Annotated in this window: 30 protein-coding genes; 3 read left to right on the forward strand and 27 right to left on the reverse strand. The window is 23.0% G+C overall.

The features are described 5' to 3' along the window. Position 1: 1 nt before the first annotated feature. Complete coding sequence (locus tag AACL05_RS07145) at positions 2–952, reverse strand: IS30 family transposase (protein ID WP_338960236.1); 951 nt, start codon at positions 950–952, stop codon at positions 2–4. Between the two features lie 453 nt (positions 953–1,405). Between AACL05_RS07145 and AACL05_RS07150 the strand changes: the two genes are divergently transcribed. After that, on the forward strand, positions 1,406–1,594 hold the full coding sequence (locus AACL05_RS07150) for a hypothetical protein (protein ID WP_338961085.1): 189 nt from the start codon (positions 1,406–1,408) through the stop codon (positions 1,592–1,594). Then, complete coding sequence (locus AACL05_RS07155) at positions 1,554–1,700, forward strand: hypothetical protein (protein ID WP_338961086.1); 147 nt, start codon at positions 1,554–1,556, stop codon at positions 1,698–1,700. Before AACL05_RS07150 ends, AACL05_RS07155 begins: the two co-directional genes overlap by 41 nt. On the opposite strand, the gene AACL05_RS07160 is transcribed toward AACL05_RS07155, so the two are convergent. The 18 genes from AACL05_RS07160 to AACL05_RS07245 all read right to left on the reverse strand — a co-directional run bounded on the left by AACL05_RS07160 (position 1,697) and on the right by AACL05_RS07245 (position 13,726). After that, positions 1,697–3,724: a hypothetical protein gene (locus tag AACL05_RS07160; RefSeq protein WP_338985936.1), complete on the reverse strand. Its 2,028-nt coding sequence runs from the start codon at positions 3,722–3,724 to the stop codon at positions 1,697–1,699. The two genes, AACL05_RS07155 and AACL05_RS07160, sit on opposite strands and share 4 nt — an antisense overlap. Then, positions 3,675–4,916, reverse strand: a complete 1,242-nt coding sequence (locus AACL05_RS07165; RefSeq protein ID WP_338985938.1) for a hypothetical protein — start codon at positions 4,914–4,916, stop codon at positions 3,675–3,677. Before AACL05_RS07165 ends, AACL05_RS07160 begins: the two co-directional genes overlap by 50 nt. Before the next feature lie 18 nt (positions 4,917–4,934). Continuing rightward, the gene (locus AACL05_RS07170; protein ID WP_255495924.1) at positions 4,935–5,057 is read right to left on the reverse strand and encodes a hypothetical protein; all 123 of its coding nucleotides are present in this window, start codon (positions 5,055–5,057) and stop codon (positions 4,935–4,937) included. A 4-nt stretch (positions 5,058–5,061) separates the two neighbouring features. Then, positions 5,062–7,146 (reverse strand): hypothetical protein, encoded by a 2,085-nt coding sequence (locus tag AACL05_RS07175; protein WP_338985940.1) that lies wholly within the window; start codon positions 7,144–7,146, stop codon positions 5,062–5,064. Between the two features lie 3 nt (positions 7,147–7,149). Further along, the gene (locus AACL05_RS07180; protein WP_338961092.1) at positions 7,150–8,868 is read right to left on the reverse strand and encodes a hypothetical protein; all 1,719 of its coding nucleotides are present in this window, start codon (positions 8,866–8,868) and stop codon (positions 7,150–7,152) included. Positions 8,869–8,882: 14 nt separating this feature from the next. Further along, positions 8,883–9,977, reverse strand: coding sequence for a hypothetical protein (locus AACL05_RS07185; RefSeq protein WP_338985942.1), 1,095 nt, complete (start codon positions 9,975–9,977; stop codon positions 8,883–8,885). An 18-nt stretch (positions 9,978–9,995) separates the two neighbouring features. Further along, on the reverse strand, positions 9,996–10,370 hold the full coding sequence (locus AACL05_RS07190; RefSeq protein ID WP_338961095.1) for a hypothetical protein: 375 nt from the start codon (positions 10,368–10,370) through the stop codon (positions 9,996–9,998). A gap of 15 nt (positions 10,371–10,385) precedes the next feature. After that, the gene (locus AACL05_RS07195) at positions 10,386–10,574 is read right to left on the reverse strand and encodes a hypothetical protein (protein ID WP_174480113.1); all 189 of its coding nucleotides are present in this window, start codon (positions 10,572–10,574) and stop codon (positions 10,386–10,388) included. Positions 10,575–10,607: 33 nt separating this feature from the next. Continuing rightward, complete coding sequence (locus AACL05_RS07200; protein ID WP_281749444.1) at positions 10,608–10,766, reverse strand: hypothetical protein; 159 nt, start codon at positions 10,764–10,766, stop codon at positions 10,608–10,610. 16 nt (positions 10,767–10,782) lie between these two features. Next, a complete protein-coding gene (locus AACL05_RS07205) occupies positions 10,783–11,103 on the reverse strand; it encodes a hypothetical protein (RefSeq protein WP_338961097.1) in 321 nt (106 codons plus the stop codon). Positions 11,104–11,134: 31 nt separating this feature from the next. Beyond that, positions 11,135–11,593 (reverse strand): hypothetical protein, encoded by a 459-nt coding sequence (locus AACL05_RS07210; RefSeq protein ID WP_338985944.1) that lies wholly within the window; start codon positions 11,591–11,593, stop codon positions 11,135–11,137. 105 nt (positions 11,594–11,698) lie between these two features. Next, positions 11,699–11,935 (reverse strand): hypothetical protein, encoded by a 237-nt coding sequence (locus AACL05_RS07215; protein ID WP_338985945.1) that lies wholly within the window; start codon positions 11,933–11,935, stop codon positions 11,699–11,701. Continuing rightward, entirely contained in the window at positions 11,935–12,096 is a 162-nt protein-coding gene (locus AACL05_RS07220; protein ID WP_174480223.1) for a hypothetical protein, read from the reverse strand. The genes AACL05_RS07215 and AACL05_RS07220 overlap by 1 nt, the downstream gene beginning before the upstream one ends. A 4-nt stretch (positions 12,097–12,100) precedes the next feature. Then, a complete protein-coding gene (locus AACL05_RS07225) occupies positions 12,101–12,394 on the reverse strand; it encodes a hypothetical protein (protein ID WP_281748863.1) in 294 nt (97 codons plus the stop codon). A gap of 2 nt (positions 12,395–12,396) precedes the next feature. After that, the gene (locus AACL05_RS07230; protein ID WP_281748671.1) at positions 12,397–12,861 is read right to left on the reverse strand and encodes a hypothetical protein; all 465 of its coding nucleotides are present in this window, start codon (positions 12,859–12,861) and stop codon (positions 12,397–12,399) included. An 8-nt stretch (positions 12,862–12,869) separates the two neighbouring features. Continuing rightward, the gene (locus AACL05_RS07235) at positions 12,870–13,073 is read right to left on the reverse strand and encodes a hypothetical protein (protein ID WP_281748866.1); all 204 of its coding nucleotides are present in this window, start codon (positions 13,071–13,073) and stop codon (positions 12,870–12,872) included. Further along, on the reverse strand, positions 13,066–13,236 hold the full coding sequence (locus AACL05_RS07240) for a hypothetical protein (protein ID WP_338961106.1): 171 nt from the start codon (positions 13,234–13,236) through the stop codon (positions 13,066–13,068). The genes AACL05_RS07235 and AACL05_RS07240 overlap by 8 nt, the downstream gene beginning before the upstream one ends. Beyond that, positions 13,208–13,726, reverse strand: a complete 519-nt coding sequence (locus AACL05_RS07245; RefSeq protein WP_281748867.1) for a hypothetical protein — start codon at positions 13,724–13,726, stop codon at positions 13,208–13,210. Before AACL05_RS07245 ends, AACL05_RS07240 begins: the two co-directional genes overlap by 29 nt. Positions 13,727–14,319: 593 nt before the next feature. Here AACL05_RS07245 and AACL05_RS07250 point away from each other — a divergent pair. Then, positions 14,320–14,919, forward strand: a complete 600-nt coding sequence (locus AACL05_RS07250) for a BspA family leucine-rich repeat surface protein (protein WP_338985947.1) — start codon at positions 14,320–14,322, stop codon at positions 14,917–14,919. Positions 14,920–15,031: 112 nt separating this feature from the next. Here the strand turns inward: AACL05_RS07250 and AACL05_RS07255 are convergent, their stop codons facing one another. The 8 genes from AACL05_RS07255 to AACL05_RS07290 form a co-directional block, all read right to left on the reverse strand. Continuing rightward, positions 15,032–15,724 (reverse strand): ABC transporter permease subunit, encoded by a 693-nt coding sequence (locus AACL05_RS07255; RefSeq protein WP_338961110.1) that lies wholly within the window; start codon positions 15,722–15,724, stop codon positions 15,032–15,034. Then, entirely contained in the window at positions 15,657–15,896 is a 240-nt protein-coding gene (locus AACL05_RS07260; RefSeq protein WP_338961111.1) for a hypothetical protein, read from the reverse strand. The genes AACL05_RS07255 and AACL05_RS07260 overlap by 68 nt, the downstream gene beginning before the upstream one ends. Then, on the reverse strand, positions 15,889–16,515 hold the full coding sequence (locus tag AACL05_RS07265) for an AAA family ATPase (protein WP_338963056.1): 627 nt from the start codon (positions 16,513–16,515) through the stop codon (positions 15,889–15,891). The genes AACL05_RS07260 and AACL05_RS07265 overlap by 8 nt, the downstream gene beginning before the upstream one ends. Next, positions 16,484–16,783, reverse strand: a complete 300-nt coding sequence (locus tag AACL05_RS07270; protein ID WP_338961113.1) for an ATP-binding cassette domain-containing protein — start codon at positions 16,781–16,783, stop codon at positions 16,484–16,486. Before AACL05_RS07270 ends, AACL05_RS07265 begins: the two co-directional genes overlap by 32 nt. A gap of 150 nt (positions 16,784–16,933) precedes the next feature. Continuing rightward, a complete protein-coding gene (locus tag AACL05_RS07275) occupies positions 16,934–18,382 on the reverse strand; it encodes an MFS transporter (RefSeq protein WP_338961115.1) in 1,449 nt (482 codons plus the stop codon). Beyond that, positions 18,382–19,110, reverse strand: coding sequence for a glycerophosphodiester phosphodiesterase family protein (locus AACL05_RS07280; RefSeq protein ID WP_281748966.1), 729 nt, complete (start codon positions 19,108–19,110; stop codon positions 18,382–18,384). Before AACL05_RS07280 ends, AACL05_RS07275 begins: the two co-directional genes overlap by 1 nt. A 152-nt stretch (positions 19,111–19,262) precedes the next feature. Beyond that, positions 19,263–19,898: a hypothetical protein gene (locus AACL05_RS07285; RefSeq protein ID WP_338961116.1), complete on the reverse strand. Its 636-nt coding sequence runs from the start codon at positions 19,896–19,898 to the stop codon at positions 19,263–19,265. Beyond that, positions 19,825–20,007, reverse strand: coding sequence for a hypothetical protein (locus AACL05_RS07290; RefSeq protein WP_338961118.1), 183 nt, complete (start codon positions 20,005–20,007; stop codon positions 19,825–19,827). Before AACL05_RS07290 ends, AACL05_RS07285 begins: the two co-directional genes overlap by 74 nt. Positions 20,008–20,065 lie beyond the last annotated feature (58 nt).

A 20,065-nucleotide genomic window follows, 5' to 3' on the forward strand; every position in this document is an offset into this window, starting at 1 on the left:
ACTAAATTATTTTTCTATCCAAATATTCGATTGGTGAAAGATAATTTAGTATTTTTCTTGGTCTTTGGTTTAAAGACAATATAAATTTATGAACTTCATTTTTATTAGTTTTTGAAAAAATAAATTTTTTAGGAAATTTTTCTCTAATTAAACCATTAGTATTTTCATTAGTACCTCTTTGTCAAGGTGAATATGGATTGGCAAAATAAATTTTTATATCTAAATTTTTTTCAAGTTGTTGTCAATTTGAAAATTCTTTGCCACGATCAAAAGTAATAGTTTTAACAATGTTTTTAGGAAGAATTGATAAATAATAACTAACATTTTTATTAATAACTTTAGTAGTTCTGTTTTTAACTAATATTGCTAAAGTAAATCGTGATACTCTTTCAACTAAAGTTATTAAACATGATTTGCTTTTACCTCGTGATGATACTATAGTATCTCCTTCTCAATGACCAAGTGTTATACGATCATTAACATTTATATCTCGTTCTTTAATTGATTTACCATTAAACTTACCACGATTTTCTTTAGATTTTCGTTTTTTACCTTTTCTTCTTAAATTTTTACTAGTAACTTTATCAAGCATTCCAAAATAAATTCAAGTATAAATTGTTTTAAAACTAATAACTCACTCTTTATGAAAATTTTTAATTCTGCCATAAATTTGTTCAGGTGATCAACCTAATAGTAATTTTTGTTGTACATATTTTACTAAATTCTTATTTTTAAACTTATGAAAACTAATATGTGATTGTTTTCGATTTTCAGCTTTATTTTGTGCAATTAATGAAAAATAATGATTATTATCTTTATTTCTATTAATTTCTCGAATAATAGTACTAATACTTCGATTAAGATTTTTAGCTATTTCACTAATTTTAAATTTAAATTTCAATTGATTCTCAATATAAATCCTTTCATCTATGCCAAGATGTTTATAACTCATATAAAAACTCCTTACTTTTTTCTAAACTAAATTTAGCATTATGAAATTTTTATATGAGAATTTTTTGCAATTTTATTTACTTGCACTTACAAGTATAACTCAGCAAATAAAAATGATTTACCAAAGACTACTCAATGTTTAGAAGAATTACGTTATGACCAAACCAAAACTAACATTCCAGACAAAAATATGTACCAAGACCCATATGATGCTTTATTTTATGCACTGTATCCATATAAAAATGTAATTAGGGGTAAAAATAATGCTACTGTGAAAAAAAGCATCTTCACATTTGCCATATAATAAACAATTTAAATATAGTTAATAGTATAGGTATCACAAAATAAACGACTTTAATTTAGGCGTTATTTTGCATTTAAAAGCATACTTGTAAAAATAATCAAAAATAGTACAATTTATAAATAAAATCAAGGAAAAAAGGAGTAATTTAATATGAAAACATGAATAAAAACAAATTTAAGTAAAATAACATTAGCATTAGCACTAACTGGTGCAGTAAGTGGAGTAACTGGTTTAATAATTGGTTCAATATCACATCATAAAACTAATGATTTACAATATTATTTAGGACATCAGTATAATGTTTACTGGGGGGGCTGGAACAACTATATGGTCACATAAAACAAATGATAAACATAAAATAGAATTACATTTTGACATTAGACCAGAAAATAGTGATGACATAAAATGGGATGGTGTTTATCCTGAAGGATATTTTGATAATTAAATTTCTAAATTTATATAAGAAATATTTTCATTATATTTATCAAATAAATTAATATTTTGTAAGTTTATTTCTTGTTTATCAGTAATTAAAATAAAATCATAATTACCAGCACCAAATATACCGCTAATTTCAATCCGATTTAAATTATTAATCGGATTTTCTATTTGTAATTCAAATTCACTAGTATTATCAATTTGTGCAATTTCTTTATAAAATTCTAATTTAGAAAATAATTGAGATTTATTTGAACCGTATAAATTTAAAGCATTTTTAATTTTACTTTTATCAATAATTGCTCTTGTAAAGTATTTTCCATATTCACCATTACCTAATGTTCAGTCAGCAGGAATTAATGAAGGTATATTATTACTTTCTAATTCGTTTGTAATAGATAATCAATTAAATTGATTATCATCAAGTTTAAATAATTCATTTTGACTAATATCATTATTTTTTAATTTAATATTATTTATATCTATAAAATCAAAATATGCAGATTTTAATATAACTTTTACGTCTTTAAATTGTCAAGTATCATTTTCACTAGGATGTATTGGACTTGATTTTAATTCAAAATAGTATGGTAACAAAATTTTATTATCATCATTTAAACCTTTATTAATAGACATACTAGAATAAATATTATTTGATAACATAATAAATATTTGTTTAAAAATGTTAACTTGTTCTAAATTAATATAATCTGGATAATCTAATTTTCATTGTTTAAATAAATTAGTAATAACATCATCAGGTTTTTGTCCTTCAAATTTTTCTTTTAACTTTGCAATTTTATTATCCGGTTTACCATTATCTTTATAGGTAGCACCATCAAAATTTCTATTGTAGTTATATGTGTAACTTAGCATATCTAATAATAATTGTTGTAAACTATCATTAGTTGGTGCATCTTTAATTTCAATTTCAATGTCATCAAATCTATTATTAGTTGCAACATATTGATAAAATTGACTTTCACCCACAAAATCTCAAACTTCTTTATCCTTTAATTCTTTTTGACTTTTTAATGGTCATTTACCACCTAAAACATTACTAAACTCATATCCTAATCAAGCATGAGTTACTCTTGCATTTTTAATAACTTCTCTTCTTGTTACAGAACCACTACTAATTTTAATTAAATCTAAAACTGATTTTTCTTGTCCAATAAATTGTTTTGCTAAATTTCAAGGTAAGATTTGTTCACTAAATCATTGTTGTAATATTCTAACTTTTGGTTGAGTTTCAATAGGCATTGATAATAGCGGAAATGCTATCTTATCTTTAACAAATAACTTTGGGTATACTTCCATATTATCAACTTCACCAAGTACCTTTATATTGCCAAAAATCATGCTTCTAGGGGCTTTAATTTTTAAACCAATAACTTTTGTATCTTTATCTAATGGTTTTTGTAATTTAATAATGATTGGATAACCATCTCTTGTTTTAAAATCTTTAATTTTAATAATAGTAATACTTTTAGTACTTCTTGTTTTTGGGTTTTGATAAGGTTGTGAATAATTATTAATAATATATAAATTATCAATATTATTTTCAGTTAATGGTTCATTAATAGACACAGCATACAATTTAAATTGATTTAATAAATTTATTTCTTGAAATATTAAATTTTTAATATCAGTCATACTATATTCAATAGTATTATCATTAATATTAGTACTTGCTCTTTGATTTAATTGCATAGTAAAGTCTGATGTTTCAACAGCAGTAGTTTTTAATACTTTTTCAATATCAATAAAACCTATTTTAATAGTATTTGCTGAAAATCTTAAACTATTATTTTCATTATTTTTAAATAAACGTTCAATTTCATAAATATATAAAGTTCTTAGTTTAAATTCATCATATGCTCTATTAATATCTGGGTCACTAGTAGCGCGCATCATATTAGTAAAGTCATAAGGAATATTATCAATTAAATAATCATTTTCTACTTCTGCTTGATTAAGTTTAGTTTGTTTCTGTGGAAACTTCGTTTGTGGTTTGTTGTTGTTTTCCATTGTTCTCTCCTATTAATTGGTTATTTTCTGGATTAAATAATTTTAACTTAACTGTTAAATTATTAATTTCTTGTTCATCATTAATATTAAATGTTTTACTATTTAATAAGTCTTTATCTAAACGTACTAATATTTGAATAAATTTAAGAATATCAATATTAAATTGTCATAATTTTTGTTCAATATAATTAATAGTTGAAATATTTACTGCTGTACTTTCGGGAACTGATTGTTGTGCTGATTTCTTTTGACTTGGTATATGAATACCACAACGTTTAAATATTTCATTAACATTTCAATCATATATATCAGTTAAATTTTTACCTTTAAAATTACTATTTGTCATATTGATATTTTCGTTTTGTTCATTATTATCTCCACCACTTTTAAATATGTAGTTTTTAGTAACTAATGTTCTTACTGCTTCTTCTAATCTTGATTGAACATTACCATAAGTTTGACTAAAAATAAACTTTGGTGAGTTTAAAATAGTATCTAAAACAATTTGTTCATAAATAACATCTAATGCTTTAATTTTATCCATTACTTTATCACAATCTGCTAATTCATTTGCTTTATTTCGCATAATTGCTATTGGTATATACTTAATATTTAGTGTTTGTTCTTGTGCTAAATTAGGGTTATTAATGAATGATTTAAAATCTAATGGAAATTGTTTTTTATTATCATTAATACTATAAATTGCACGATTAATTGTTACTTGTTCATTGTTTAACGTATAAACTTCAAATAATCTTACAGTTTGCGCATTTTGTTGATAACTATCATAAAAAATAGTACATTGAATTAATTTACCAGTAATATCATAAACTCTTTGTTGAATATCTACTACTTGAAAATATAAGTCATCATTAGCAATATAAATTAAATAACCACTAATTCCTAATTTACTTAATTTAAAAATAGAATTTCAATTTTTTCTGTAAAATTCTTGTTGAATTAAGTATTGTTTAATAGTTTCATTATTTATTTCTAATGGAGCATTATATAAATTAGCATTATTTTCTGCCACAAAATCAGTAAAATATGTCTCATGATTAAAATCATTAAAACCAAAATAATTTAAAATTGAAGCATGCGTACTTTTGTGTTTATTAGTTAAAAATTTTACTTTTTCATTTTGATTATCACTAGTATTTGTTTTATCTCTTCTAAAAAATCTACCTAACATAATATTTACCACCTTTCTTTAAAATATTTGATTAATTTTTAATATAATTTTGACAATAATAAATATAATTAAGCCAGCAGTTGCAGATGATAGAATTACTCCAATTAAACCTAAAATAATTTTTATAATTTTAAAAAACATAATATTATTCCTGTAATTCTTCTAATTTTTTAAAAATATAATCTCTACCCATACCCCACATTATTCTATTATTATAAATATTAATTTCAGTATCCGCATTAACATTATTATTTGATATTCATAAACTACTTTTTAAAACATTTGTATCTAATTGATAATAAAAATTAATTATTTGTCAACTATAATTTTTATTATTTTCTTTACTAGTATAATCACCAAAACTATAATATATTCTATAATGTGTTTTATCTTTAAATATATATTCTATATGTGTAATATTATTTTTATCTACTACGACTTTACCTACTTCTTTTCAATTTGAACCACTTGGACTGGGTTGTGGTTGTTTTTCTAATATTTCATTAATGGCTTGTAATAATTTTTTATTTTGAGTTTTTAATAATTTATATTCATTATTTTCTAATAAATCTTTACAAAGTAATGAATTTTCTTCATCATTTAATGCAATTTCATTTGTTTCAGTATTATATTTAAAATAATCATTTGAAAATTTTTTATCTTTTATTTTTTCTTTTAATTCATTAATAGCACCAGCAACAGTTTTATCAGTAGTTTCTAAATTAGGAATTTCAGTACCAATAGTATTTATAGAAAAAGCATATTTGAATTGGTCTTTATCCATTTTATTGTCTAATTTTTTATCTACTTCTTCTTTTTTATAATAATCAGATAAATTAGGAATTTTATTATTGATTTCATTAATTGCAGGAACGATTTGTTTAGAAACTGTTTGTAAAGCATCATCATTGATATTTTGCTTTTTATCTAATAAATTATTAGTTTCTAGTTTTGTGTAATAATCATGTTCAGTACTTTCTTCTGTTATAAATTCAGTTGGTGTATCTATTCCTTGATATTGATATATTTCTTCTATATCACCAATTAAATTAATTTTTCCATGTTCAGGATAGGAATTACCACCACCCCTAAATTTTTTATTTCTATTGTCATAGTAAATCGTTCCGGTATTTAAAATTCTTTTATTTTGGATTTGTTCACTATACGTCATGGAATCAACATTTAGCAATTCAAATTCATTAAAAACATTATTTAAATAAATTTTAATTACTTTATAAAATTTCATAAAGTTATTTTCTGTTAAATATTGATAACTGATTTTAATAAAATATCATTTAAATATTTCTATATTATTATTTTCAACTTTTTTTCATAAAGGACTAGTTTCAATATTAAATCAATTATTTTTAACATCATTAATATTTTCATTTGCTTTAATTAATTCAGTATTTAATTTGGTAATTTCATTTTCATTAGTAGTAATTCGTTTTTGTTGTTTAGCAGAAAAATCACAAGTTGGTGCATGTGTATAATCACCAATTTGTGGATTATTTTGTAATGCTTCGGGGGGTAATGTACCAATTTCATCAGGTCAATCTAAAATCATTGTTTCAGTTTCTTTATCATAATCAGTTGCAACATAACCTTTATTAATAAATTTACTAACAGGACCTCTATATATTTCATTTTCATTATCATCAACTAAATCATCATATAATTTAATTTGTTTTAATAATGTAAATTCTTTTTGTTGTTCAATTAATTCATCAACTTGATTTCTAGTATAAAATGCTTTTAAGTCAATTTTTTCAACATCTATTTCATCATCATTATAACTTGAAAATATTTGTTTTAATTCTGTTAGTCTTGCCCATATTTTCATTCTACTAGGTGCTAAATCTCAAACATTAATTGTAGGAATACTACTTGCACTAAATTGATTACCATTATTAAATTGAATAGTAGCATCAACATTAAATTCAATTGGTGTACGATTAAATACTCAATGTTCTACCATTACATAAACCATATCTCTTAATGTTTCTTTAATTAATTCATCTTTAAAACTATCAAAAGGAAATTTAGATAAAATAAAATTAAGATAAGCATTAATATCATTTTGAGCACGAATAGCAAATGTTTTAAATCAATCATTAGCATTTGGTCATGTTTGTATATATTGCTGTGGCGTTTCTGTAATTTTTCCAGTTAATGGATATCAGTTATTATAATTTTCAAGACTGACATCAGTTCAAAGTTTATTAATCATAATTTATCATTCCTTAAAAAATGCTTGTTTATAATGATGAGTATGTTTTTTTGTTTTTTTATGTGTTATATGTTCAATTTCTTTTTGTATTTTATTTTTACCTTTTTTTAAATTTTTCTTACTTTTTGTTACAACTTGACTATATGCAAATTTTTCTAAATGATGTAATAATCCAGTACCAAATAAAGTATTAACACTAAATTTTAAACCAACATTTTTAAATGATTTGTTAATATTTTCAATAGGATTATTAATAATATTTACTACTTTATGATAAGTTCTAATAGTTCTAAATATTTCTCTATATACTTTAAAACTATCTCTAATTACTTGTTGTACCACTGGTGGAGCAAATGCTATTGCTTTTAATCATTTATTATGATTAACTCCATAACCAATGTATCAACCACTATATCAACGATATCAATGAAATGGATGTATTTGAGTAACAAAAGTTTTTGCTTTAAGAATACTATCAACAACTGTAATTGGTTTATACTTAGGATTACAATGATAAATAGTAATTGCACATTTATCTAATGACAAAGGTTGAATTTTACAACCCATAAATACTGGTGAATTTAATGGAATTAATTGTGCGTGTTTAATTGCTCTTTTTTCTGCACTAGTAAATAAATCAGTTGCTTTTTCTTTTAATTTCTGAATTTTTTCAAATACTTGTTTTTCTAACTTTTCAAATTTTTCTTGTAATTTATATATACTTTCTCGTATTTTTTCAAAATATGGTGTATCTTTTCAAAATTTATTTAAACCTTTTTTTAAATAAAATTTAATATCAAAATATTTAAAAGTTTGATTTGCTTTTAAAACAAGTTGATGAATAACATTATTTTTAAAATTAAATTTAATAGCATTAGCACGAATTTTTTGTAAATCTAAAATTAAAGTTTTTCCATATCTATTTTCTGTATGTATTGTATGAACTAAATTTAATCAATCATGTTGATTCATTTTTAATACTTCTTTTAAATCAGTATTAAATTTTTTAAAAAAGTTATTTGCTTTTTCAATATCTTTAATTTTAAATTTAGGAGTTAATTGTGGACTTAGTTTTATTAATGTATTTTGTAATAATAAGTGTTCCATTAATTTTTCTGTTTCTAGTTTTTGAAAATTATTCTTATATTGTCTTTCAGCAACATATCCTAAATCTCGTAATACTGTTTCACGATTAGGAGTAAAACTATACTTCATTAAATAACGTTTATTACCAATAATTTTATCTGTTAAAATTTCTTTTCCACTTACTTGACTAATAATTTCTTGTAAGTTTTTTGCTTCTTTAATACCAACTTGTTCTAATGTTTTAGTTTTTTGTGCTAACTTAATAAATTTAGTTGTACGATAACCACGACTAATTTTATTAAGTCCAGCAAATGCTGGTAATATATTAAAAAAAGTATTTAATGGTGTTACATTTCCTTTTAAATAATCATAAACTTGATTAATAGTAAAATCAGTTAAAAATTCTACACCAACAGCACTAATACTAGCAATTAAATCACTTGCACCTAATCCAAGGGCTACACTTTCACTTAATCCACCAGTAAAAGGAGCAAGTGCTACTGCTATAACTTGTACACCAATCATTTCTAAAATTTCTCATCAAAAACTTTTGTTTTCTTGTTGGTTACTTGTTCTAGTATGTTTTGGTTTATTTATGTTTAAAAGTATTGCTGTACTAGTTGTACCGATTGGCATAATATTAATTTCCTTTATTTAAGAGTTATTTTAATTGGATTTGTTGTTCCTTGTGCATCACTAAAATATTTAATAGTTGGATTTGTTAAATTAGGATTTAATGATTTAAGTTCATTAGTACTTTTTATTTGTGTATTTAATTCACTATTATTGTTATTAACATTTGCAGTAATATCAGTTGTTAAACTTGTAATTTTAGTTTTTAAATCATTTTTATCATTATTAACAATTGCACATAACATTCAGCGTGAAGTTGTTTCTTCATCTGTTATATAGGGTATTGATTCACCAGTTACTTCTCCACCAACTAAATATCTTCTTCCAACTTTACCATCAGCAATATCTTGAACATATACAACTGTATTTTGTAACATATATCTTTTCATTGCTCTTGGTGTTGCTAAAACAAAAGACATAATTTTAGTTTCATTATTATCAGTAAATGTCATATAATCATCCATTACAATTTGACATAGTACACCTTTGATGTATAAATCATTTCCATTTAATCTTAATTGTTGAGCAATTTGATTATCAGTAATTAGACCTTTATTATTGGCTAAATAAACAATAGTATCATAAAGATTATTAGTAATAAAAAAACGACAATTATTACTATTTCTTAGTTGAAATAAAGTATTTCAAGCATCTAACATTGATTTTAAATATCCTAATGGTGTTTTATCAGTAATATCTATTTTAGTTGCATATTTTGCAATTACATTTGTATCATTATTTGCTAAATAATCTGCTAAGTCATTAGCAACTTCATATTGCATTGTATTTAATAAATTTTGTCCATTTTCAGCATTTAAATCAACATTAGCAATTATTTCACCCGCAACCGCTTCTTCTTTAATTTCTTTTAAAATTTTAACAGTTTCAGCATAACTAACATCTAATCCTTTGCTTTTATCATTTCATTTTAATACTTTAATTTCTGAATTTTTTGGTTTTTTAACTATAAATTCAATTTTTGTTGAATTAACCATTTCGATAGGAAAAAAACTTGCTCATGGTGAATTTGATTGTTTATAAAATTCTATAAACTCTGGTGCTTCTACTAATTTTTCGGTATTATCTAAATTTTTATTGAATTGTATTGCCATTTTTTGATTTCCTTTCTGTTATAAATTATTATTTTTTTTATAATCCAATAATGTACTTTTTATTGAATTTTGTTGATTTGTTATTATTGTTTGTTGTTTACCACCTGTATTAATTATTTCTTTAAATACTGGTTGTTCTTTAATAATTTTTTTAATAGTTTCTTCAATTTTTGAATTTTCTAAATTATTAGTTTTAAATTTTAAAAAATCATAAAATTCAGTTTTAACTTGATATTTTTTAAATATATTAATTATTTCTTTTTCTTTAATTTCTTGATTAAGTTTATTTAACTTATTTTCTGCTTCATTAACTTTATTTTCTATTTCTTGTTGAGCATTATTTTCAGTTAAAGGTTCAGTTGTTTGTTGAACATTATCTTCATTTTCTAACATTTACATCACCCTTTATTATTTATTTTCTTTATTAATTTTTTCATTTAATTTTGCTAATTTTTTTTGATGTTTTATAATTTTGTTATTTGCTCTAACATGTTTTGGAGTTGTGATAAATCTTTTTAATAAAACAATAATTTCTCTGCAAATTAATGTTCCAACACTTGTTCCAATAATTATTAATTCATGTAAAAATTCTTTCATCTGAATATTTTCCTTTCAATTGTTTATTTTTAATTATTCATCAAATTGACCACCATTAATTCTTTCAATCATTGATTGTGAATTACTTATAATTTCTACTAATACAGATATTTCTTTATTGAATTCTTCTATTCTTTCTTTATATGTTTTTATTTCCTGATTATAATATTCAATTATTTTTTCTTTATTCATAAATTATTCACCTCCTTTATAAACTCATGTGATTATAATCTCAATTTAATGAAGCATTATCATTATTTAATGGTACTTCGCTCATATTATCACTACCATATTGACTAGTTGTTTCACTATTAATAGTAAATCTATTATCATTAATTAATCTTGTAGTTTCATCATTAAATGATGTTTCTTGCATTTCTTGATTATGATGTGTTGTTTCCATAGGTAGTAAATTATTGATTATTTCACTTGCACCAGCAATAATAGTAGGTACTGCATAAGCATTATTAAAATCATTATTAATTCCCATTGCAACACCACTTGATATTAAACATCCACCAGTAGCCATATTACAAATCTTTCTTATCGCTTCAAATTTATTAGGTATTAACTCAGTTAATACCTAATAAATTTGAAATACCATAAGCATTTAATGAAATATAAGTATCTCAATCCATTAATGACTGATGTTCTTGTTTATTTAATAATAATCATGGAGGACCCTCAGTTGTAGTTGTAGTAGTTATTGGCATTGGTGTTGTTGGAATAATAGGATTAATATTATTTTCTGTTCATTTACTATAATTTGCTAAACCAATTGTTCCTAAACCTAATAAAATTTTTTTAGAACTATTAATTAATTTAGTTTTAGTATTTGGTCTTTGATTTAAATTTCATATATCTAAACCTAATTTTTTACAAAATAATAAACTATTAATTGAACCTAATACTGGATTACTTATTACTTGACCATAATAAGCACTTGTACCAATCATTGCACTTAAAGGACTTATTGAAGAGCGTATTATTTTTGTTAATGTATAATTATTTGTTTCCATTTCTATTCTCCTTTATTTGCTTTTAACATTTCTCTTACAATATCTAATAAAGTATTTACTTGATAATCATATAATTCAAATTCATGAATTCTAATTTTAATTTTTTTAATTTTCTAATTTTTTAACTATTACTTTAATTCAACCTTGATAAACATCATTATCACCAACTATTAATGCAACATTACTTTCTGGGTCAGAAACAATTATGTGTTTTGATTTAACATTTGGGTATTGTCTTAAAATAATTGTTCTAATATCATTACTTGTATGAATTGCTTTTGGAAATGGTGATAATATTTCAATTTCATCTTTATTTTCAAACAAAGTAGGTAATATTATCATTAATTATTCTCCTTATTTTTAATTTGATTAGCAATTTCACTTAATATTTTTAATACTTTATATTCATTTTTTAATTCTTTAATAATAAATATTAAAAATATTATTAGTGTTATGCTTGTTATTAATATTGGTACTATTAATAAAATTTTTCATAATATCATTTTTTTACTCTTTTCATTTTTTAAATCATTTAACATTTATTGAACAAAATGCACGATTTTTAGGAATATTTAAAGTATTAAAAATTTGACCAGTTACTATAATTTCATCGTTTTTGTTTAATAAAATACAGCGTCTATAAAATTTTGGGTTGTTAAAAATTAAAGTAACATAGTTTAATCCATTTCATTGACCTCTAACACTATAATATAATTCTTTATTACCTTTTTCGTAATATTTTGCTTCAATAGTATTACTTAGTTTTACTGTTAATTTGACATAATTTGCTTTATCTTTCATGTTTATAATTTCCTTAAATAATTATCAAAAATTAATATTTTTTTATGATTTTTTAAATAATATTGAATATGCTTATAAGCATCTTGTTCATGTTTTGTTAATTTTATATTTCCTTTATAATTTGTTATTTTATTTTTATTTTTTGGTTGGTTTTCTAGATAATCTCAGTTGAAAACATCTTGAACTAATACCATTAATGCACCAATGATTTTAGGCGTTGATAATGGATTAGTTAGTAATTGTTTTGAATTTAAAAAGAAATTTTCTACAATAACTAATATTTTTTTATCAATAAATTTTTCTTTAATTAATTGAAATTTTTCTTTATACATATTTTTAGTTCATAAAACAGTTAATGTATTGAATGTTTCATTAAAAACAATATTATTAGTTTCATTTGAATATATAACAATTCCATTATTACCAATTCCAGCGGGGTCAATTCCAATAATTAAATCATATTGCATTAATTAAGTTAACCTCTAATAACTGTTTTAATAATTTCTAAATCACAATTACATCAACAATATTTACATTCTTCAATAAATTCTTTATGACCACAAACTAAATTATCTTTTTTTAAATCATCAATCAGTTTAATTAGTACTATTTTAAATTCAATATCATCACTGTCTGGTATGCAAATCGTTCCTCTTTTAGTTAAATATTCTTTATCCATATTTATACCTCCTACTTAACCTAATATTTAAAATACAGTCATAATAAATCGCTTTACTATTTTTATCTCTTAAAAAATATTTTCTTGTTTTTATATCATTAGTATTAAAGAATAAATAATCTAATTTATTTTGTTTACATGTTCAACAAAAATACTTTTTCATTATGAATTGAAATTTCCTTATAAGAAGTAACTATATAATTAATTGGTAAATCATCATGTTTATATGGATTATTTATTTTAAAGCCTTTTCTATTTTCTTCTCACGTAATGTTATATTTAAAACAAGGATTAGTAATGTTTGTTTTGTTATCTGTTATTTCACCCATAAATCAACTATTATGCTGTTCATAAAATGTTAATGGTTCAAGTTTTATATCATTAAGATAATATTCTTTTGGAGCAGTTGGTTTATTAACAGTTATTTTTTGGTCTTTAATATATGGTTCTAATAATTTTATTAATTCATTACCACTTAATTCTCTTTTAATATTTTCTAAATTAAAAACTCAATATGTATATTTATCATCAGCAATAAAACTATTATTTTTAACCATTCATTTTGGACATTGTAATTTATATTCACCATAATCAATAAGAATAGATTGTGGTTTATCTTTAACAATTTGTTCTTTTTTAAATTCTATTTGCATAATAATCCTTTCCTAATATGTTCTGTTGCTTCTAGCATAAAGAACATATATTTTGATGTTTAGATTATTAATACTACTACTATTCGTTTTATTCATTCCATGAAAACTGGGCTCAAAAATAAATTTTTCAAAAAAAATAAAAAATAAAACCAACACTTGCTCACTGGGGAGTGGCAAGGTTGGTTAAATAAAGAATAGAATTAATACAATAGGTCCCTACAACAGGTCTATATATACTAGTTTCCAATTCGCTCCCACCCCAAGAATTACCATTTCTGGTTAGTATATTTTATTAGGTATCACTCCACTTTTTATTTATCCATGCAAGTCCACATGCTAGCTACTATTTTTAACAACTGTGTTGTAGTTCACTTTTTTAGTTCCCTAACACGTGTTGATAATAGCGTTAAAGATGGTTATTAAAAATTTTAAAATTTTACAATTACAAAAAAAAGACAAGAATTTTATTCTCGTCTTTTGTCATTTATTTTTAATTCAAGGGTTTAAAAAAGAAAGGAGCTATTTAAGGGAAATGAGTTGTTATCGACATCTTCGACACGCTCCCAAAGTTTACAAACTGAAATGTTTCAAATGTGACAAATATAGGATATATGTTTTATGGTGCTTCAGCATTCAATAATGATTTATCAAAATGAAATACATTAAATGTAAAAAATATGCATGCTATATTTTGTAATGCCACTGCATTTAATAAAGACCTTTCAAAATGAAATACAAAAAATGTAACAAACATGAATTCAATGTTTTATGGTGCTTCATCATTTAACCAAAAAATTCTAAATTGAAATACTTCTAATGTAACAAGTATGGATTTTATGTTTTATAATGCCACTACATTTAACGAAAATATTTCAAAATGAAATACAAAAAATGTAACAAACATGAATTCAATGTTTTATGGTGCTTCATCATTTAACCAAAAAATTCTAAATTGAAATACTTCTAATGTAACAAGTATGGATTTTATGTTTTATAATGCCACTACATTTAACGAAAATATTTCAAAATGAAATACAAAAAATGTAACAAACATGAATTCAATGTTTTATGGTGCTTCATCATTTAACCAAGATCTTTCAAAATGAAATGTAAATAAAGTAACAAGTCATGAAGAATTTGCTATTGGTTCACAAATTGATAATTCTAATAAATTACCAAAGTTTAAAAACTAAAATCAAAAATTTTAATAAAAAGTAATATCTTATTGACATTAAATAAATAAAAATGTCTTTAAATTTTTAAAGACATTTTTATTAAACTCATTTATTAAACAATATTATCAATTTACAAAGATAAATCTTTTTTAATAAGAAAATAATTTCCTAATGGAAATAAACCAAGAGGTACTATTAACATTATTGGATATTGTCAAGCAAAATCTAATGCTCTAATAGAAAAAAGTGGTGCTTTTGTTACTTCTGTAACACCGGGAGCAGGTGTTATATTTGGAATATCACCAAACTTAAATGGACAATTTAATAAAGAAGCAATTGTCATATATTTAAAATATTTAAGGTACTCAACTTCAGGAATAAAAGAGAATAATGTCATTGTTTGAAATAAAATAAATACCGTTGAAATACCTGTTGCTACTGAAAGAGAAATAACTGACTTATTAAAGTAACTAATAAAAGTTCAATTAATTGATGCTCAAAGTAAAGCCAATAATATTAAACCCAAATTATATAAAACAAGATATCCAAATTCTTGAAGTTTAAAATCTTGAAATCTAATTGGAAAAATAATTAATTGAAAAACAAAAGCCGAACCATATAATATTAATATTGAAGAAAGCAAAACAAAAAGTTTTGAATTTAAAATAGTTTTTCTAGACATTGGCATTGTTAATCATGAAGCTAAATAACCTTTATCAATTTCTTTAGAAACTAAAATATGATTTAAAATTAAACTAAAAGAAAAAATTAATATTAACCCCGGAATACCAAAAAAAAACAAAATTAAGATAAGTCATGCCACCTAATCCACCTAAACCTGATACTCCATGTTCTTCGCCAATGAATGTCATAGTTGGAGCAAGATAATCTTGTGTTAAAATGGGAACTATTAAAATACATAAAATTATAAAAAATAATATTAATGGAATTTTAACATTTTTAAATTGTGATTTAACAAATCTAAAATTAATCATTAAAATTTACCTCATCCTTATAAAATTTAATAAAATATTCTTCTAAACTAAATGGTAATTCTTTAAAATTATCAACTTTATAAAGTGATAATTCTTTTAAAAACTTATCAACATTAGTACTTAAAACATTCACTTTAATAACTTTTGTTATATTATTTTTTTCAATAATATCTCATTTTTTATTTAAGAAATCATTATAATCTTTCACTGTTGAAAATTTAATTTCATAATTTTTCTTAGCAGAATTTTGTATTTCCTTAATTGATATTTCAGAAATTATTTTCCCTTTTTTAATAATAGCAACTTTATCACATATATTTTCAATTTCGCCAAAAATATGGGAACTCATAAATATTGTTGCACCTTCATTTTTAGAATTTCTAATTAAAGTATTAAACCTTTCTTGCATTAAAGGATCTAAACCTGAAGTTGGTTCATCTAAAACTAAAACTTTTAGTTTATGCATAAAAACTGAAATAATCGCTACTTTTTGTTTCATACCCTTAGACATTTTTTTAATTTTTCTTTTTGCATCAAGTTCAAAATAATTAATTAATTTTTCAACATATGCCCAAGAAATATTTTTTCTAATAGTAGCTACTGTCTTTAAATAAGCAATTCCTAGGCAATGTTACTTCACCAGCTAAATAGCCAAGAGATTCCATAATTTTTGCCGATTCTTTTCAACAATCATAATCTAAAATCTTTGCAAAGCCATTATCAGATTTAATAAAACCTATCATTTGTCTAATAACAGTAGTTTTTCCAGCACCATTAGGACCAATAAAACCATAAACTTCACCTTTGTTGATTGAAAGATTAATATCAAAACAACCAATATTTGGAGAATATTCTTTAGTTAAATTTTTTAATTGAATTATATTCATATTTCCTCCAAACTAAATTAATTCATGAAATTATTATAAACGAAAAAGGGGAAAATATAAATAATGATATGTTTTTCTTTTATAAAAAGAATCTTTAATATACTTATTTTCAAGTTTTATAAAACATTATCATTTAATTAAATTAAATAATTAAACGTTTCCTAACTCACGAAAACGAAATGAAGTTTTATTTAATTTCTTTAACTCTCGTTTATTTAAAATATAAATAATTATTCCGGCAATTAAACCAACTAAAACACAAACGATAGCAATAATTAATAAAATTTGAATTCCCTGTAATGAATAATTTTGATGACCATCAACCACATAAGAATTATTTGGCAATTTTCCAATGGCTGAAGCAACATAATTAAATCAAGCATCTGGAGTAAAAGCAATTCAAGAAATTAATGATATTGTACTAGCATAACTGTTCTTTTCCATTGGTAATTCTCCAACTTGAACAAATCTTAACGTCAATAATGCTCAACCTACACAGCCAATAAACATAAAAAGTAAACACATTATAACTTGAAATAAAACTTGAACTGCTTTTGATGACTGTAAAAATCAAGCATTACCTCAACCAGGGATAACTACATATAAAGAACATGCAATCATTCCAACTAATAATAAAAATATTAAACCCAAAACGTAAGACTTTCACTTATCAGCTCAACGACCAATTGGACTAGCAACTAAAAATCTTAAACCATATGACCGAATTCCACCAAGAATAGTGACTACACCAACAGTAACACCAACTTCTGTTAAAGCGTCTTTCATATAATATGCAAAAGTAGACTGGAACATGTACATCCCAAAAACAAAAATACCACAAAGTCAAACTCGCAAAAATTTCATTGGTTGAAATAGTGAAATTATTTTTTCTTTTCAAATAATTTCTGTTTCTTCACGTTTTTTATTAGGAATAAATATTCAAACTAATAATGCCATTATAAATACCATACCACAAATAAAATAAGCAAAAACTAAAAATGGTATTTTTGTAATAAAATCATTTTGACCATATTGATTTTGTAAATTTTTAGTTAAAATTGTTATTCCTGTTGCAATTCCAGCAATAAAAATTAAACCAAATAATCCCAAAACTGTGCCTTCAAGACCATAAGCAACACCTTGTTGTTCTTTTGTTACATTCTGTGATACTAATTTTCAAAGTGGTGCTCAAAAAAGTCCCGCAATCGAAATACCCCATATTGTATAAATAATATACAATTGAATCATTCGTATATTTTTATCCATATTAAGTTGAATTATTAACGTTCATCATAAACCACATAATCCAGTTATTATAAGTGATACTATCATTATTTTTTTTGCACTAAAACGATCAGTAAGTCAACCACCTGGAATTCTAGAAATAAGAGCAACAAAACCATAAATAGCAACAACAAAATCAAACTCATCTTGATTTAAATTAATATACTGATTAAAGTTGGGAATAATATATCGTAAATAAAGCACTCCACTAAAAACAAATAAATCAGATAAAGCTAAAATGCTAATAATCAAAATAGTTTTACTATCCAAGTCGTGCGTAAAACTTTTTCAACATTTACTTAAAAATATCTTCATTATTTATTTTTCTGCTTTCATAATAATTTAGGATTATCACTAATATAGCCAGTTACTTGATTACCATATATTTCATTTATCTTCACGGCTTCTTCATCACTCTTAAATGTTCATATATTTAACGGTTTTTTTAATTTTTTTAACTTACTAATCATTTCAAAATCTAAAACTACGGAAATTGAAGGATGCAAATAATCAAAGTTTTTAATATACCTCTCACTAAAATCATTTTTATTTTCAAATAAATAACCTTTTTTCATAGGATATTTAATTCTTTTAACAATTTCGTTTAATAACTGGTGATTAAATGAAGAAACAATAATTTCGGCTTTACTTTTTTTTTCTAATTTTTTAATTTCTGAAAAAATAACCATTAATTGATTTGAAGTATATTTACGATTAATTTCTTCTTTAATTTCAACATTAATCATTTGATAATTTTTACTTAATTTTTCAATAAAATCATTAAATAATGGTGGAATTCATTCTTTATTATTTTTAAAAAATTCCAAATTAATAATTTCTTCATATAATAAACTACTAACCTCACTTTTATTATTGGCAATTCTTTCAAATGTATCATCATGAAAAATAATTACTTTATTATCTTTTGTTAATCGAATATCAAACTCTACTGCTTGGCAAATTTTCAAAGCATTTTGGAAATCAATGATTCGATTTTCACCTTCTGTAGAACGAAATCCACGATGTGCCACTAATAATGCCATAAAATAAACACCCCCAATATTCCTATACCTAATTATTTTACACTAGACTTGTTTTGTAATTAAAAAAGTACTTTGTGTTTCCCAAAAATTCAACTATAAAATTTTATTTTTTTAAGTTTAAGTAAAAATTAACAATTAAAATTAATATTTAATTAAGGAATAAGTCTAGTTGATAAATTATAATCATAAATATCATTATCTAAATTACTTGTAACTACAATACTATTATTTCATTCAACATTTTGTTTTGCTATTTTTTCATTAACTAACAATTGTTCAATAGTTTTATCTAATAAATTTAATTGTTCTAATTCTAAATTATTTGATATATCTTTTACAATTTCTTCACTATACACATCATCAAAAATTAAATTAGATGACAAATTTTCACTACTCATTACTGAACTTTGTTCTTCATTAACCATATATTCAAATTCTGCTTCATCTAACAACTTATCTAATTCTGTTTCTTGTGTTTCTGAATAAAGTTGTAATTCTAAAACATCTCATGCAATATTTTTTATTTGTTCACTACACATATCATCACAATTAAAACTGCTTAAATCAAAATTTTGTTTTGAACTAAAAACATAATCAGATTGTAATTCTCTTTGTTTTTGCTTTTTTTGCTTATTAACTTGATATCTTTTTTTATCATATTCTCTTCTCCTTGCTTTCACTTCAGGTCTTTGTTTATATTCTTTTTGCCTTTCTTTATTGCGTTGATATCATTTTTTTTCTATATTGTCGCTGTTTTTCTTTAATAAGCTGATATCTTTTTTTATCATATTCTTGTTTTTTTGCTTTCACTTCAGGTCTTTGAGCATATTCTTGTTTTTTTTCTTTATTTTTTTGAAATAAATAAGGTACATTAATAACTATACTTTCATTATCCATATGCTTTGCTCCCCCTATAAACATAATTAATTTAATTTAAACTTTTACCACATTTTTC

This window comes from Spiroplasma endosymbiont of Thecophora atra (genome assembly GCF_964019735.1).
Lineage (GTDB): Bacteria > Bacillota_I > Bacilli_A > Mycoplasmatales > VBWQ01 > Spiroplasma_E > Spiroplasma_E ixodetis_A.